General features: G+C 59.0%; 13 protein-coding genes. 10 read left to right on the top strand and 3 right to left on the bottom strand.

Going from position 1 to position 12,438, the window contains the following annotated elements:
- Positions 1-356: 356 nt before the first annotated feature.
- Both HMPREF2656_RS02250 and HMPREF2656_RS02245 read right to left on the bottom strand, forming a co-directional pair.
- A complete protein-coding gene (locus HMPREF2656_RS02250; protein ID WP_070815738.1) occupies positions 357-1,007 on the bottom strand; it encodes a response regulator in 651 nt (216 codons plus the stop codon).
- A 12-nt stretch (positions 1,008-1,019) separates the two neighbouring features.
- A complete protein-coding gene (locus HMPREF2656_RS02245) occupies positions 1,020-2,108 on the bottom strand; it encodes a sensor histidine kinase (protein WP_141760974.1) in 1,089 nt (362 codons plus the stop codon).
- A 315-nt stretch (positions 2,109-2,423) separates the two neighbouring features.
- Here HMPREF2656_RS02245 and HMPREF2656_RS02240 point away from each other — a divergent pair, with 315 nt between their 5' ends.
- Positions 2,424-2,822, top strand: coding sequence for a hypothetical protein (locus HMPREF2656_RS02240; protein ID WP_141760973.1), 399 nt, complete (start codon positions 2,424-2,426; stop codon positions 2,820-2,822).
- 11 nt (positions 2,823-2,833) lie between these two features.
- The gene (locus HMPREF2656_RS02235; RefSeq protein ID WP_070484661.1) at positions 2,834-3,259 is read left to right on the top strand and encodes a hypothetical protein; all 426 of its coding nucleotides are present in this window, start codon (positions 2,834-2,836) and stop codon (positions 3,257-3,259) included.
- A 10-nt stretch (positions 3,260-3,269) separates the two neighbouring features.
- Here HMPREF2656_RS02235 and HMPREF2656_RS02230 read toward each other — a convergent pair whose 3' ends face one another.
- Positions 3,270-3,476, bottom strand: a complete 207-nt coding sequence (locus HMPREF2656_RS02230; RefSeq protein WP_070815735.1) for a hypothetical protein — start codon at positions 3,474-3,476, stop codon at positions 3,270-3,272.
- A gap of 300 nt (positions 3,477-3,776) precedes the next feature.
- Here HMPREF2656_RS02230 and HMPREF2656_RS02225 point away from each other — a divergent pair, with 300 nt between their 5' ends.
- The 8 genes from HMPREF2656_RS02225 to HMPREF2656_RS02190 all read left to right on the top strand — a co-directional run bounded on the left by HMPREF2656_RS02225 (position 3,777) and on the right by HMPREF2656_RS02190 (position 12,438).
- The gene (locus HMPREF2656_RS02225) at positions 3,777-4,676 is read left to right on the top strand and encodes an ABC transporter ATP-binding protein (RefSeq protein WP_070815734.1); all 900 of its coding nucleotides are present in this window, start codon (positions 3,777-3,779) and stop codon (positions 4,674-4,676) included.
- Positions 4,657-5,451, top strand: a complete 795-nt coding sequence (locus tag HMPREF2656_RS02220; RefSeq protein ID WP_070815733.1) for a hypothetical protein — start codon at positions 4,657-4,659, stop codon at positions 5,449-5,451. Before HMPREF2656_RS02225 ends, HMPREF2656_RS02220 begins: the two co-directional genes overlap by 20 nt.
- A gap of 28 nt (positions 5,452-5,479) precedes the next feature.
- Positions 5,480-7,186, top strand: a complete 1,707-nt coding sequence (locus HMPREF2656_RS02215) for an ABC transporter ATP-binding protein (RefSeq protein ID WP_070815732.1) — start codon at positions 5,480-5,482, stop codon at positions 7,184-7,186.
- A complete protein-coding gene (locus tag HMPREF2656_RS02210) occupies positions 7,183-9,138 on the top strand; it encodes an ABC transporter ATP-binding protein (protein WP_305764525.1) in 1,956 nt (651 codons plus the stop codon). Before HMPREF2656_RS02215 ends, HMPREF2656_RS02210 begins: the two co-directional genes overlap by 4 nt.
- A 71-nt stretch (positions 9,139-9,209) precedes the next feature.
- Complete coding sequence (locus tag HMPREF2656_RS02205) at positions 9,210-10,469, top strand: Na/Pi symporter (protein WP_070815731.1); 1,260 nt, start codon at positions 9,210-9,212, stop codon at positions 10,467-10,469.
- An 11-nt stretch (positions 10,470-10,480) separates the two neighbouring features.
- The gene (locus tag HMPREF2656_RS02200; protein ID WP_070815730.1) at positions 10,481-10,843 is read left to right on the top strand and encodes a hypothetical protein; all 363 of its coding nucleotides are present in this window, start codon (positions 10,481-10,483) and stop codon (positions 10,841-10,843) included.
- Positions 10,836-11,798 (top strand): substrate-binding domain-containing protein, encoded by a 963-nt coding sequence (locus HMPREF2656_RS02195; protein WP_070815729.1) that lies wholly within the window; start codon positions 10,836-10,838, stop codon positions 11,796-11,798. Before HMPREF2656_RS02200 ends, HMPREF2656_RS02195 begins: the two co-directional genes overlap by 8 nt.
- 10 nt (positions 11,799-11,808) lie before the next feature.
- Positions 11,809-12,438: a DUF1707 SHOCT-like domain-containing protein gene (locus HMPREF2656_RS02190; protein WP_070815728.1), complete on the top strand. Its 630-nt coding sequence runs from the start codon at positions 11,809-11,811 to the stop codon at positions 12,436-12,438.

Raw genomic sequence — 12,438 nt, 5'->3', positions numbered from 1 at the left:
AGAAGATCGTCGAGTGGGAAGACATGCTGGGTCACTCCACGCACAAGCGCGAGGGTTAATCAAGACGGCACCTTCTAGATCGACAACTCGTGGTCGGGGCGACGTCATTTCGAATCAACAGACATTTCGTTGCCTTCATGTCGATTTTTACGGTGAAAATCGACATGTCAGCTTCTGCGATCACGATTCGGGTAATAGGCATCCCAGCCCGCGTCGGGAATTCTGCTACTAGCTGCGCCCTTCTCAGGATCGGTTTTCGGATCTCAAACCCGAGGTCAGCTACGATAACCCAACCTGGGGGACCTGCACAAAGTAGCAGAAGTCCAGAAGCCGAGGAATGTGGATAGGGCCGCACTTCAGATAAGCTCAGCTTCCCTCACCAAGAGTGCCAGTTGAACGCGGTTACCGATTCCGAGTTCATCAAAAATCTTCGTCAAGTGGGTTTTGACCGTAGCGGTTGATAACAACATCGCTCTCGCTATCTCCTGATTAGTTAAGCTCTGTGCAACTAAGATCGCTATTTCCGTTTCCCTTTCGCTAAGGCCCGCTAGGGCCTGTTGAGCTTCAACCCGCCGATTAACCTGGCCGTCCCGGGTGTACGCGTCAAGCAGGATGCGAGTATGACGAGGGGAAAGAGTGACCTTGCCAGCGGAGGTGTCCCTAATTGCTTGGATTACGGATTCAGGAGGCGCGTCTTTCAATAGGAACCCGATAGCACCGGCCTCAAGGACCTCCATGACGGTCGATTCATTATCGAATGCAGTCATCATCAATATTGCTTGGCTATGCCCAGCCTTGAGAATCGATTCGGCAACTTGAAGGCCTCCAACGTTTGGCATCCGGACGTCCAGAACAACCACGTCGGGACGCAGACTCGGAAGCTGATCAATAGCCTCAGCACCGCTTCCTGCTTCGCCGACAACTTCGATATCGTCGGTCGCTTGGAGTATGAACTTCAAGCCCCGGCGAACCATCGGATCATCATCCACTAGGTACACACGTATCATCCGATGGTCTCCCTATGCGATCACCGATTTGGGCCAAGGGACTATAACGTGTAGTTCAAAGCGACCGGACCGCTCTCCAAACCGCACAACGCCACCGAACTTGCTTACTCGCCGTTCTACCCGTTTCAAACCCGTCCCACGGCGCTTCTTAACTAGATCTCCCGATTCAACCTCACGCACGGAGTTCTGGATATAGATTTGTAATTCGCCTCCTTCGCTGCCACTCAGTTCAATAGAAATCGGGCTTTGTGGAGCATGAACACTGGCATTGGCTAGAGCCTCTTGAACTACTTGCGAGACGAGCTGGCGCATTTCCCGTGGCATTGCATCCAACTGGCGAAGCGATCTAGTGTTCAGCGTAATGTCGGCCCCGCTTCTCCGATTTTCAGCCACGATCGCAGCTAAATCTTCGGGGGCCTGGAAAGCCGACGCATCGTCCAAGCGGTCAATAAGAACTCTGAGGTCCGCTAACGTCTCTACCGCGGTCTCTCGTATCAATTGGGCGTTCTCCTTGATCACGTCGGGGCCAGCTTCGGCGTTGACCTCGAGGCCACCCGCTTGCAGTGACAACAGCGCTAACTTATGGCCAACATGATCGTGCGCTTCATTGGCGATCCGGGCTCGCTCCCTGAGGACGGCCTCTGTAGCCACCCTTTGCCGCTCCAGCTCTTTATGCTGCGCAATCACCCGGTACGACTCAACCAGATTTCTATTGTAGGAAATAACCAGCCCAGCCAGGAACGGCGCAATGACGAGAACCGTGCCTTCAACCAGCCAGGCAATAGTTGGATCATTGGTTTCCCTCTCACCCGCCTGAACAGTGACGATCGTTTCCTTATCCGACCACCCGACTCGGCAGAGGACGAAAGCAGCGACCACAGCCGCGAAACTGCCCCATCCTCGCTTACGCAGTGCCAAGTTGAACACGGTCGGAAGAAAGAAGACGTTAGTTACAAAAAGAGCACAAACTGCTGGCGGAAAAAGAACCAGAAAAGGATATCGTTTGCGTTGAAATTGCAGCGCGATCATCAATGCGATTAGCGCTATTAACGCCACCCGACTTTGCTCGCTAGCTCCGCTCAGTGAGACGAAACCGATCAAGCAGATTGACGCAGGGTAGATGAGGTCGCTCCACGTCCGACCCCTAAAGGGATCGTCACCCGAATCTGAGACTACGCGCTCCAAAGTGACACCCCGTTTAGTCACAAAATCCTTGACCAGCAAAAAACAGGCGGGACATTGCGCAATTCTAGCTCGTCAACACACCCTCGGGCAACTAAGGATTCATAGCTACTTGGCCAAATTTAAATGTCCAGTTGGCTGATACCCGGATCGGACCCGGTAATTCAAACTGAGGATGGCGGTCAAACGGTCGCCCTCCCCACTGAAGTCAACGGAAATAGAAAGGAGTACACATTGGACAAGGAAAACGTTGCCCCGTTCGAAATGGAGCGGATCGACTACCCGGTAATCGAGGAAGACGCTCCAATGCCCCCATTGAGCCAGGAGATGGTCCGACAGGAAGCAAAACAGGGGCTTCTCGAGATCAGAGATTTTGTGACCGGGGACGAGTTTGTCGCGATGCTGCAAGAACTGTATGCGCTACCGGTTCAGGAACGAGACGAGTTCGTTCGAGGCACGATCCTCGACGAAGATGAGTTAGAAGATCGAGGTATCCATGTGCCTGAGGGCCTGAAGATCCAACGTTCGCGGTTTGGCGACGGCCGACCCACTCTGTTTTGCGTGGCGAAACTCTTGTCAGACGGAGTCAGGAAAGTGACCTACACGTTCGACAGCGAGACGGCACTGGCTTAAGGGGTGCACCTGTGGAAGCGACTAAGAAATTCACGGATAGAGCCAGTTTTCACGGCGCAACTAAAACTGAGCTCGAGTCGAATGATGCTGGTCGACGACTGTTCGGGCTTGCGAATCAGGCGGCTCTTTTTCCGCACCAAGGCGAAATCTTTCTCAACGAGCAGGAATTGGTCCTTGGTGACTGGCTGACTCTGCGGCCCACTGATATCCAGGATGTTGACGTCGAGTTCACACCCGAGTATGGACGCTTCACAGCAGGCGGTAGCCGAGGCGGATTTCCCTCTCTCGGATTCGTTAGGGATCTTGGTAAGCCCCTGAACCTCTATCTCACTAACGGAGACAGAATCTCGCTTCTAGTGAACTTCAGACTCGTCAGTGGAACTAACGACAATAAGTCCTGGCTCGAGAAAATTCGCTCGTTCGCCAACATCGGATGACTCCCTTTGTTCACCCCCAAGCAAATCCTTGCAATACCAGAAAGGATTCACCATGTCCGTAAATACCACGTTCAACAAGATCGACAGCGAGATCGCTTAGGTAGAGCTTCGCATCAACAAGGAAACGATCACGAAGCAAATCGATGACTTCATCGAAGTTATCGCTTCTGATGGGTTCATCGGCTACATCAACGATGTCGCTCAGCTCCCCACCCATGCGGAAAGGAAGGAGCTTACTGCAAAGACCGCCAATCTCGAGACTTTGCGAGAGCGCGGAGTGCCAGTTCCTGACGGACTGCGATTCACAACGCGCGAATTCGAGCTACCCGAGGATGGTCGTGAGGCTGAGGGTCCCCTGCTCAAGGTTCGACCGGAACTTGATCCGCGAATGGGAGGCTGCATCAGCATCGGTTTCTACGTCTGCGCCAGCTACGGCAACTAGCTAAAGCTGCGCCCTAACCACCTACGAAGTAGCCCCACTTACAAGCGGGGCTACTTGCCTACGAATGGTACTTAGATGAAAACACCTCAAGTCGCTGTAAAACTTTCTAATCTTAGCAAGAGGTATGGTTCGACTCTCGCACTCGATGACATCAATGTAGAGATCCCCGCAGGGACAGTAGTGGGTCTTGTGGGGTCGAACGGTAGCGGAAAGTCCACACTTCTACGCCTTATTGCCGGAGTCGAACGCCCTTCCCACGGGGAAATCGAGTTCTTCGGGAAAAACCTCGCCTCCAGCGAAACTATAGGGAGCGGGACTGGAGCTGCAATCGACGCAATGGCGCTTTGGCCGCGCTGGTCAGTCAAACGAACTTTGACATACCTTGGTCAACTTACTGGGCGAACGGACGAGGAAGTCAAGGACGTAATTAAATCCCTGTCGTTGGGTGAGTATTCGTCGAGAAAAGTTCGGACGCTATCGCTTGGAAACCGTCAACGGGTGCAAATTGGTGCCGCTTTGATTAATGGTTCACTCCTTACCATTCTTGACGAACCAATGAACGGTTTAGATCCCCAGGGGCGCCTGCTTATGCGAAACCTCATAGAGCAGTTACCAACTGACGAACGCACTGTCTTAATCTCAAGCCACGACCTCAATGAAATTCAAACCCTTTGCTCCCACATCATCCACCTGGAACGCGGAAGAATGATTTTTGCTGGTGAGCTCGCTAGCTACGTGGGGGAAGCGAAATCTTTCTTAGTACATTATCCGCCGGAACTGAGTGAGGCGATCAGTTCCATCATTGATCATCGACTTGTCCGAACTGGCTCACACAACCCTGGCGTGCTGGAGGTGGACGATCAGAATGTCGAAACCCTACGGACCCTAATGGAGGAGCACTCCATTCCGGTCTTGAATCTGGAGACGAAGAAGCACACTTTGGAGGATCAGTTTCATGCACACGGCAGACCGTAAGACGGTGGTCAAAGTCGAAACCAGAAGGTGGTTACTTCATCCGGAAGTCTTTGCTCTACTCGTAGTTGCGTCGTTACTAACCGCACTGTTGTCATACGCCGCAGTCATGGCATCAAGCGGGGCCTCCTCAGATGCCGGTGCGGTCTCGATCGACACCACGGCAGCACTCGGGCCCGACTCAGAAGATCCGGAAAAGCTGGATCTCGCCGCAACCTCGATCTATCTACTAGCGCCACTTGCGGCTTCACTCCACGGCGTTCTTTTCGCTGGAAGCGAGCTCTCATCGGGCGCTCTGCTCAATATTGCGGTCGCGGCGCGGCGTTTGAGAACGATCTTCGCCGTTCGGGCGCTATCTCTAGTACTTTTGTCGTTAATAACCGGAGCAATCCTAACCGCATTATCGATCGCTGGGTTGACGGCAGGTTTGAGGCAAGCCGAAGTACCAAGCCTCACCCCCGAAGCGCCCCTTGGTACCGTCATCCTGGGCGGATCCATTCTCTACGCCACCGTTGCCGTGATCGCATTTGCGGCAGCAACACTGCTAAGACGGTGGGCCGTCGTTTTGGTTGCACTCGTAGCTTATTTCGTCGTTGCAGAACCCCTGTTAGCTTCAATGCTGTCCGAACATGCTTCGAAGTGGTTGCCTCACGTTTCGCTTGGAAAGTGGGTGGACTTTGAGCCCGAGAGACGATTCGCTTTCCCAACTATGGTTCTGGCACTTTTGGCTCTGGTCACTGCCGTGGTTGGCACGCAGCGTGATCGAGCTGCGAGGTAAGACCGTTTTTGTGAATTCAGGAGACTAGATGGATCTCATCCGCTTAACCACGCGGTTTGGAAAACGCTACGCGCCGACGATTGCGCTGGTGATCGTGCTCCAGCTGGTCACGACCCTGGCCACGCTGTACTTGCCGGATTTGAACGCGGACATCATCAACAACGGTGTCGCGCAGGCTGACGTGCCGTATATCTGGCGGGTCGGCCGCACGATGCTGGTGGTGGCACTGGTGCAGATCGCCGCGGCGATCGCGGCGGTGTGGTTCGCCTCCCAGGTGGCCATGGACACCGGCCGCGACATCCGCGCGGCGGTGTACGAGCGCGTAACGGGCTTTGACCACGAGGACATGTCGCACTTCGGCACCGCCACCTTGGTCACGCGCGGGACGAACGACGTGCAGCAGGTGCAGATGACGTTCCTGCTGTTCATGAACTTTATGGTGGCAGCGCCGATCATGGCTATCGGCGGCATCATTATGGCGTTGCGGCAAGATGCGGGTATGTCGTGGCTGGTGGTCACGGCGGTGTTGGTGCTCACCGTGGTTGTCGGTATCACTGCGGCCCTGTTGATGCCGATGTTCCGCAAAATGCAGTCGAAGCTGGACAACATCAACGGTCTGCTGCGCGAACAGATCGCCGGCATCCGTGTGGTGCGTGCGTTCGGCCGCGAGGAGTTCGAGGCGCAGCGTTTCACGGAGGCCAACGAGGACATCTCCAAGCTGAGCCTGAACATCGGCCGGGTGTTTGTGACGATGTTCCCGGCGATCATGCTGATTTTGAACCTGGCCACGGCGGCTGTGTTGTGGTTTGGCGGGCATCGTGTGGACGAGGGCCTGGTGGAGGTCGGCTCGCTCACCGCGTTCATGCAGTACCTGATGCAGATCCTCATGGCGGTGATGATGGGTGTGTTCATGCTGATGATGCTGCCGCGCGCGATCGTGTGTGCCACCCGCATCGAGGAGGTGCTTGGGCATGAGGTGAAGGCGCCGGCGACGGTGGGGTCGTCGATAAGCAATGGCGTCGTGCGCTTCGAGGATGTGTCGTACACCTACCCCGGCGCGGAAAAGCCGGTGCTGGAGGGGATTTCGTTTGAGGCGCGTCCGGGCACGACCACGGCGATCATCGGCGCGACCGGCAGTGGCAAAACCACGCTGGTGGGGCTGCTGCCGCGGTTGTACTCGCCTACTTCGGGGCGTGTGCTTATCGACGACACCCCGGTGACCACCATGCCTCGCGCGGATCTCGTGCGGGCGGTGGCGATGGTGCCGCAGAAGCCGTGGCTGTTTTCGGGAACGGTGGCCTCGAACCTGCGCATGGGCAACCCCGACGCCACGGATGAACAGTTGTGGGCGGCGCTGCGGACCGCGCAGGCGTCGTTCGTGGAGGATCTGGACATGCCGATCTCCCAGGGAGGCACGAACGTTTCCGGCGGGCAGCGCCAGCGTCTGTGCATTGCGCGGATGCTGGTGGCGGACCCGAAGGTGTATGTGTTCGACGACTCGTTTAGCGCGCTGGATGCCACCACCGAGGCAAACCTGAACGCCGCGATGCGCGAGACGGTACAGGACCGGACGGTGATTGTGGTGGCGCAGAAGGTGGCGTCGATACGCAATGCGGATCAGATCCTGGTCATGGAGGCCGGGCGCATCGTCGCCCGCGGCACGCATGAAGAACTGCTGGCGCAGTCCGAGACCTACCGTCAGATCGAACGCAGCCAGGCGGAGGTGGACGCATGAGTGAGCACATGACCGAGTTGTCTGACGAGCAACTCGCCGAATACGAAGAGAAGATGGCCGGCGACGACTATTCCGGCAAGGCGCCGCGCAAGGCGAAGAACTTCTGGCCGTCCGCGAAACGCCTCCTTGGGCTGCTCGCCCCCTACAAGGCGGCGCTGACGGCGGTGTTTGTCATGAACGCCCTGTCCGTCGTGCTTGCCGTCTACGCCCCGCGTGTGATGGGCCGCGCCATGGACGTGATCTTCTCCGGCGTGGTGTCCAAGCAACTCCCGCCCGGCACCACCAAGGAGCAAGCCGTCGAAGCGATGCGGGCGGCCGGGCAGGACCGGTTCGCGGACATGGCCGGCGCGATGGAACTGACCCCGGGCAGCGGCATCGACTTTGACCGTCTCCGCGACCTGATCGTGCTGGTCCTGGCGCTGTACTTGGCCTCTGCGGTGCTGATGTGGGCCCAGGGCGCGATCCTGAACAAACTATCCATCCGGGCGGTGTTCAGCCTGCGCGAACGGGTTGAAGCGAAGATCAACCGCCTGCCGTTGTCTTACTTTGATACCCGTCAGCGTGGCGACGTCATGTCGCGCACCACCAACGACGTAGACAACGTCCAGCAAGCCCTGCAGCAGTCGTTGTCCTCGCTGTTCAACGCGATGCTGACCGTGGTGGGCATCCTGGTGATGATGTTCGCCATCTCGTGGCAGTTGGCACTGGTCGCCCTGCTGGCGATCCCGCTGACCGGCCTGGCCATGGCGGTTGTAGGCACGCGCAGCCAGAAGCAGTTCACCACCCAGTGGAGGGCCACCGGCGACGTCAACGGGCACGTGGAGGAGTCCTTCTCCGGCCACGACGTGGCGGTCATCTTCGGCCGCACCGACCAGCTGCGCTCCCAGTTCGACGAACGCAACGAGGAACTCGCGGGTGCTGCCCAGAAGGCGCAGTTCCTGGCCAACTCGATGCATCCGATCATGCAGTTCGTCTCCTACCTGTCGTACGTGGCCATCGCGGTGCTCGGCGGTGTGAAGGTCGCCTCCGGCAAGCTCACGCTTGGCGACGCCACCGCGTTCATCCAGTACTCCCGCCAGTTCAACCAGCCGCTCGGGGAGATCGCCGGCATGATGCAGATGCTGCAATCCGGCGTTGCGTCCGCCGAGCGCGTCTTCGAACTGCTCGACGCTGAGGAAGAGGTTGAGGACCACGCCCAAGCCCGCATGGACGGCCGCGTCGAAGGTCTAGTGGAGTTCGACGACGTGTCCTTTTCCTACACGGACGCTCCCCCACTCATCGAACACCTGAACCTGCGCGTCGAGCCGGGCCAGACCGCCGCGATCGTCGGACCGACCGGCGCTGGCAAAACCACGCTGGTGAACCTGATCATGCGGTTCTACGACGTCGACGCAGGTGCCATCACCATCGACGGCACCGACATCCGCGACATGCCACGCGCCGCGCTGCGCAGCCAGATCGGCATGGTGCTGCAAGACGCCGTGCTGTTCAAGGGCACGATCATGGAAAACATCCGCTACGGCCGCCTCGACGCCACCGACGAGGAAGTCATCGAAGCTGCGAAGGCCACCTACGTGGACCGTTTCGTGCGCGCGCTGCCCGAGGGGTACGACACCATCGTCGACCAAGACGGCGGGTCTATCTCCGCAGGTGAGCGCCAGCTGATCACCATCGCGCGAGCATTCCTCTCCCAGCCTGCGCTGCTGATTCTCGACGAAGCCACCTCCTCAGTGGACACCCGCACCGAGGTGCTGGTCCAGCAGGCGATGAACGCGCTGCGCTCCAACCGCACCTCATTCGTCATCGCACACCGCTTGTCGACGATCCGCGGCGCCGACACCATCCTCGTCATGGAAAAGGGTGCCATTGTGGAGCAAGGCAACCACGCTGAGCTCGTCGCAAAGCAAGGCGCATATTGGAAACTGCACCAATCGCAATTCGGAGAAGACTAGAAAGTTCTCCCAGCGTTCACCCAGACGTCACCTGGATTGAACCCCGCCCGTATACGGTCACTCGGGTGATCATGAACAGCAACGCAGCGGGCGGGGGCACCGCGCTTAAGGAAGCAGCACCGGAAAACCCGGAGAACACCGCCACCCGGAAGGATGACGCTCCCAAGGATCCACTGGGCTTTTTGCCTCTCGACGGCGCCGCCAAGCAGGCCGCGAACTGGATCGCCGTAGCGCTCGGTGTTTGGCTGCTGCTCAACGGCGTGGGCATGATCGGCGACGGCTTCAAAATGGTCGCCGGCGACCAGGCCAAGGAACTGTTCTCGTTTGCCGAGAACCCGTTCGTCGGCCTTGCCATTGGTGTGGTGGCCACGGCGATTATTCAGTCGTCGTCGACAACCACCTCGATCGTGGTCGGCATGATCGCCGGCGGCCTGCCGCTGAGCATTGCGGTACCGATGCTCTTCGGCGCCAACATGGGTACCTCGGTGACCTCCACCCTGGTCGCGCTCGGCCTGGCGGGTAACAAGACCCAGTTCAAAAACGGTTTCTCGATGGCGACCGTGCACGACTTCTTCAACCTCATCGCCATCTTGATCTTCTTCCCGCTGGAGATCTTCACCGGGTTCCTGTCGCGCACCGCGTCGGCGATCGCGCCGTCGCTGAGTGGCCAGGGCGAAGGTGTTGTCGCCGGTGCCTTCGAGGCCATCGGCGACGGGCTGGACACCATCACCGAACCGCTCGTTGCCCTGGCCGGCAGCCTGGTCGAACCGCTTGGCGATATGTGGGGCGGCATCGCCCTGTCCATCGTCGGCATCGCACTGATTCTGTGGTCCATCCAGTTCATCGGCAACCTGCTCAACGCCCTGCTGGTGGGCAAGGCCCAAGAGATCCTCTACGCCGCGCTGGGCAAGAACTCGTTTGTCGGCCTGCTCTCCGGCGCGGTAATCACCACCCTGGTGCAGTCCTCCTCCACCACCACCGCACTGACGGTGCCGCTGGCGGCCTCCGGCAAGTTCGAGGTCCGCACGCTGTTCCCGTTCGTGGTCGGCGCGAACATCGGCACCACCGTCACCGGCCTGATCGCCGCGTTCGCTGTCTCCGGCGCGGACGCCGAAGCCGCCATGGCAGGCGCGCTGGTGCACACCCTATTCAACGTGTGCGCCGCAGCCGTGATCCTTGGCATCCCGTTCATGAGCAAACTGCCGCCGGCCGGTTCTGACTGGCTCGCCGGCCTCGCCGTAAAGAACAAGCTCTATGTCTTCCTCTGGATCGGCGGAGTGTTCTTCGCTATCCCGATCCTCGCCGTTTTCATCTCCAACGCGCTCACCTAAGGAGCAGCACCATGACCGACGCGAACCAGACACCAGACCTGTCGCCAATGGCACAGGAACTCATCCAGAACGAAGCCCCCGACAACGCCCTTGTGGCCCTGCTCAACGAGCTCGAGGAAACCGCCGCTGAACTTCGCGACGAGCTCGCCGCCCGCCACGCCACCAACCAAGCACTACTTAACGACGACACCGACGCCGACACCGACCACCACGCGCGCTACAAGAAGGTCAACCCGAACGTCACCCCAGAGCAGGAAGAAGAGCTGGAGAACTTCCCCGAATACTGGGCCAACGCGCAAGGGTCCTGGTCGAGCCTGTTCAAACTGCTTCGCGAGTTCCGCGTCGAAATGCGAAAGGGTCACAACGATGCGTAAGACCCTTACCGCCGCACTCGCGGCCGCGGCGGCGCTGACGCTGGGTGCCTGCGCCGGTTCCGGATCTGGCACTGGCTCCGGTTCCGGTTCCGGCGAGGCGTTCACCATCACGGGCTCGTCGACAGTCGAGCCCATCACGCGCTACATGCTCAACCGCTACAACTTCGACGCCGCGCTTGAGGCGGTCGGCTCGACCGACGGCTTTGACAGGTTCTGCGCCGGTGACGCCGACATCAATGACGCCTCCGTCGCCATTCCCGGCAGCGAATCCTCCGTGGACTACCAGGCACAATGCGCCGAGGCCGGCGTGGACTTCTTCGAGTTGCCGATTGGGCTGGACGCGATCACCATCGTCAAACACGCCGACAACGACTGGGCCACCGACCTGACCGTCGAGCAACTCCACGACATTTGGTCGAAGGAATCCACCGTCACCACCTGGTCCGACATCGACCCATCTTGGCCGAACGAGAAAATCAACCTCTACGGGCGCCCCACCGGCTCCGGCACCCTCGGCGTGTTCGAGGACATGGTGCTTGGCAACGACACCATCCGCGACGACTACCAATCCAGCGACGACATCCAAGAATTGTCCACGTGGGTCTCCGAAGACGTCAACGGCCTGAGCTTCATGGGCATCGGCAACTACCTAGCCACCGAGGGCACGGTGCGCAACAAGATCGACAACGTACTCGTCGACGGCATCGCCCCCACCGCCGACGAAGCCAAGAGCGGCAACTACCCCCTGTCGCGCCCGCTGTTCATCTACGTCAACGCGGAATCGGCGAAGAAGGACAACGTCGGCGAGTTTGTCACCACCTACCTCGACAACGCCGAAGCAGTCATGCCGCGCGTGTACTTCTACCAGCTGCCCGAGGAGGTCTACGACGCCACAAAGCAGCGCTTCGCCGACGGCACCACAGGTATCGACGAACAGTGGCACGCATTGAACTAACATCACGTCCATGAGCACCCCTTACGGCAACTTCCGCATCGGCGACCAAGAGCGCATGGACGCCATGGACATCCTCGGCCGCGCGCTCGGCGAAGGCCGGTTGGACATGGCCGAGTTTGACAACCGGTGCCAAGCCGTCGCCGAGGCCCAAACGCAGCAGGACCTGCAGCCGATTTTGGGGGATTTGCCGACGGGCCGGGGCGGTGGGGTCGTCGATAAGCAAGTGTCCGACGATGCGGTCCTGTACAGCCAAGCCGAAATCATGCAGGCACGCCGCTCCGGGCGCCGCACCCGCGCCGGCGTGTTCTGGCTCGGCACCATCGGCTCCATCGGCCTGGTGAGCATCTTCGGAGCCGCGGGATCAACTGCGCTGTCCGGCCTGTCGCTACTGATCATCCCCACCCTGTTCATCCTGCTCTACGTAATGAAGGTTGGGCCCGACTCCTGGTACACCCCCAGCCTGCGCCAACTCGAACAACAGCGCCGCCAAGAAATCAAACGCCGACAACTCGAAATCGAAGCCGCCCAGGTCCACCAGCAGGCCCTCATGCGCGCACAACGCAAAGACCAAATCAACCAAATGACCAACGACGCGCTCAACATCGCACAAGACACCGTCAATCGCTTCCGCCGGAAGTAG

The organism is Corynebacterium sp. HMSC034B08, from assembly GCF_001835805.1.
Taxonomy (GTDB): domain Bacteria; phylum Actinomycetota; class Actinomycetes; order Mycobacteriales; family Mycobacteriaceae; genus Corynebacterium; species Corynebacterium coyleae.
This window is presented reverse-complemented; position numbering and strand designations above follow the sequence as displayed.

Excerpts from the sequence above, each read along its gene's own strand:
- HMPREF2656_RS02250 (WP_070815738.1), bottom strand. The coding sequence starts at position 1,007 with ATGATACGTGTGTACCTAGTGGATGATGATCCGATGGTTCGCCGGGGC.
- HMPREF2656_RS02210 (WP_305764525.1), top strand. The coding sequence starts at position 7,183 with ATGAGTGAGCACATGACCGAGTTGTCTGACGAGCAACTCGCCGAATAC.
- HMPREF2656_RS02225 (WP_070815734.1), top strand. The coding sequence starts at position 3,777 with ATGAAAACACCTCAAGTCGCTGTAAAACTTTCTAATCTTAGCAAGAGG.
- HMPREF2656_RS02205 (WP_070815731.1), top strand. The coding sequence starts at position 9,210 with ATGAACAGCAACGCAGCGGGCGGGGGCACCGCGCTTAAGGAAGCAGCA.
- HMPREF2656_RS02215 (WP_070815732.1), top strand. The coding sequence starts at position 5,480 with ATGGATCTCATCCGCTTAACCACGCGGTTTGGAAAACGCTACGCGCCG.
- HMPREF2656_RS02230 (WP_070815735.1), bottom strand. The coding sequence starts at position 3,476 with ATGGGTGGGGAGCTGAGCGACATCGTTGATGTAGCCGATGAACCCATC.
- HMPREF2656_RS02200 (WP_070815730.1), top strand. The coding sequence starts at position 10,481 with ATGACCGACGCGAACCAGACACCAGACCTGTCGCCAATGGCACAGGAA.
- HMPREF2656_RS02220 (WP_070815733.1), top strand. The coding sequence starts at position 4,657 with ATGCACACGGCAGACCGTAAGACGGTGGTCAAAGTCGAAACCAGAAGG.
- HMPREF2656_RS02195 (WP_070815729.1), top strand. The coding sequence starts at position 10,836 with ATGCGTAAGACCCTTACCGCCGCACTCGCGGCCGCGGCGGCGCTGACG.
- HMPREF2656_RS02190 (WP_070815728.1), top strand. The coding sequence starts at position 11,809 with ATGAGCACCCCTTACGGCAACTTCCGCATCGGCGACCAAGAGCGCATG.